The 2,865-nt window shown below is 71.8% G+C and carries 2 protein-coding genes; both read left to right on the top strand.

Features of this window, described 5'->3' with window-relative positions:
• A partial coding sequence (locus AOK16_RS24750; protein WP_157859348.1) for a PKD domain-containing protein occupies positions 1 to 1,730 on the top strand: 1,730 nt, incomplete at its 5' end.
• 9 nt (positions 1,731 to 1,739) lie between these two features.
• A complete protein-coding gene (locus tag AOK16_RS24745; RefSeq protein ID WP_079101767.1) occupies positions 1,740 to 2,735 on the top strand; it encodes a sugar phosphate isomerase/epimerase family protein in 996 nt (331 codons plus the stop codon).
• Positions 2,736 to 2,865: the final 130 nt, after the last annotated feature.

Here is a 2,865-nt window from a genome sequence, read left to right as displayed (position 1 = left end):
CGCCCGCCCAGCCCGCGTTGGTGTGGCACGCCTACTCTGCCTCGCCCGAGTTCCCCGAGCTCGGTACGGGCGGCGGCGGGCCGATGAGCGGGCCAGTGTACGACTACGACCCCGACAACACGTACCGCACCAAGTTCCCGGAGTACTTCGACGGAAAGTGGCTCACCTATGAACTGACCCGCAAGTGGTTCAAGGCCTACTCGATCCAGCAGCAGGACCAGTCCTTCACCGACCCCCGGTTCCCGCCGGTGAAGAAGGGTGAACTGCAGTCCATCAACGGGCTGTTCGCCGACCTGTCCTGGAACCAGCCCTTCGACGCCGTCTTCGGCCCCGACGGGGCCCTGTACGTGATCGACTTCGGCCTCGGCAGCGGCACCGGGCGCGGCGGCAGCAACGAGGGCTCGGGCATCTACCGGATCGACTACGTGGCGGACGGGCGCCTGCCGGCCGCCAAGGTGTCGGCGAGCCCGGACAACGGCCGGACACCACTGGAGGTGGCCTTCTCCAGCAAGGGCTCCGGTCTGCCCGACGACCAACCGGTCTCGTACGCCTGGGACTTCGACGGCGACGGAAAGACCGACTCCACGGAGCCGGACCCGACCCACACCTACGAGAAGAACGGAGTCTTCACCGCGCGGCTGACCGTGACCGGGCAGCACGACCTCTCGTCCGTGGCGGTCAAGGACATCACCGTGGGCAACACCCGGCCCGAGGTGACGATCCAGCAGCCGCCGAACGGCGGGATGTTCGCCTTCGGCGACACCATCCCGTTCACCGTCAAGGTCAAGGACAAGGAGGACGGCAGCGTCGACTGCTCGAAGGTCGTCGTGCAGTCCCAGCTGGGCCACGACACGCATCTGCACCCGCTGGACAACTACACCGGGTGCGAGGGCGAGATCGTGACCGACGCCGGGGACAGCCACGGCCCCGGGCAGAACCTCTACTACGGGATCTCGGCGAGCTACGAGGACCAGGGCGGGCCCGACGGCGTCCCGGCCCTCACCGGTTCGGCCTCGCTGACCCTGCGCACCGCGTTCCGGGAGGCAGAGCACTTCACCGCCACCGGCGGCGACGGTGCGAGCGGAAACGACGGCGTGCAGATCGCCGACCGGGCCGACGCCTCGGGCGGCAAGCGGCTGACCGAGATCGAGGACGGCGACTGGATCACGCTCGACCCGGCGCATCTCAAGGGCATCGACTCGGTGACCGTCGGGGCCGCCTCCGGCGGGATCGGCGGCGATGTGGAGTTCCGGGCCGGCTCGCCCACCGGGGAACTCCTCGGCACGGCGCACATCCCGGCCACCGGCGGTTGGGGCAACCTCGTCTCGCCCACGGCCGACCTGGCCGCGCCGGACGGCACGGTGAAGCTGTACGCGGTCTTCAGGAACGCCGCCTGGTCGGCCGACCAGCCGGATCTGCTGGCCCTGGACTGGCTGCGGTTCAACGGGCCCGGGGTCGAGAAGCAGCCCGCGGGCAGCGTCGAGGTCGCGGCCGAACCGGCCGAGGGCGCGGCGCCGTTGACCGTGTCCCTGACCGGCGCGGTGAAGCTGCCGTCCGGCAGGACGGCGAAGTCCCACCACTGGGACTTCGGCGACGGCTCCCCCGCGGCCGACGGCACCACCGCCGCCGAGCACGCGTATGCGCGCAAGGGCACGTACACGGCGCGGCTGACCGTCACGGACGACAAGGGCGACACGACGACCGGCTCCACCGTGATCACGGTGACGTGAGGAGGGTCCATGTCCAACTCCCTGTCCTTCGGGGATGATCCATCCCGGCCCGACAGACCGTCCCAGTCCGGCAGATCGCCCCGGCCCAGCAGACGCCGCTTCCTGGGCGGTGCGCTCGGCAGTGCGCTCGCCACCGTGGCGGCGGTCGGGGCGGCGGGCGCAGCGAGCGGAACCACGGCCGCCGCGAGCACGGCGGCATACGGGACCGCAACGGGCCCGGCGGCGTACGGCCCCGCGGCGCACGGGAAGCGCCGTATCCCGCCCGGCGGCATCGGGATGCACCTCTACACGATGCGCACCCCCCTCGCCGAGGACTTCGAGGGCACGCTCGCGCAACTGGCCGAGATCGGCTACGCGACGGTGGGCGTGAGCGGCCGGCACGGGCACAGCGCCGCCGACATCCGGCGGATGCTGGACGCGACCGGGCTCAAGGCCGTGCTGGAGCACGTCGGTTACGACACGGTGGCGGGCGACGGGCTGCCGCAGGCGATCGAGGACGTGCGGACGCTCGGCGGGCGGTGGGTCGTCGTACCGAGCCTGCCGTCGGCCCTGCACACGCCCGCCGGTTTCCGGGAGGCCGCGCGGGCGCTCAACCGGGCCGGGCGGGCGGCGCGCGAGGCGGGGCTCGGGCCGGTGCTGTTCCACAACCACGACGCGGACCACCAGGTGGTGGGCGGGGAGGTGCTGTACGACATCCTGGTCGCGGAGACGGATCCGCATCTGGTGGGGTTCGAGCTGGACCTCTACTGGGTGGTGAAGGGCGGGGCGGACCCCGTCCGCTACTTCACCGGGCACCCGGGGCGGTTCCCGGCGCTGCACGTCAAGGACATGGCGCCGGACGGGGACTTCGCGGACGTCGGGTCCGGGGTGCTGGACTTCCCGGGGATGTTCCGCCATGCGCGGAGCGGTGGCGTCCGCCAGTGGCTCATCGAACACGACCGCCCCGCCGATCCGTTCGCCACGGCGCGCAACAGTTACCGGGCGTTGCGGAACATGAGGTTCTGACAGACGGCGATGGGCATGCGTTCCGCCGAGACAGAGCGGAACGCATGCCCACACCGGAACGGAACCCGGTCCCCCGCCCCGCGTCCGGGAGGAGGCCTAGTCCTCCCCGGACGCGGGGCGGGGGACCGGG

It is taken from the genome of Streptomyces pathocidini (assembly GCF_001418495.1).
GTDB classification, from domain to species: Bacteria; Actinomycetota; Actinomycetes; order Streptomycetales; family Streptomycetaceae; genus Streptomyces; species Streptomyces pathocidini.
Note: the sequence above shows the minus strand (reverse complement) of the source record. Positions and strands in the feature narration are given on the sequence as shown.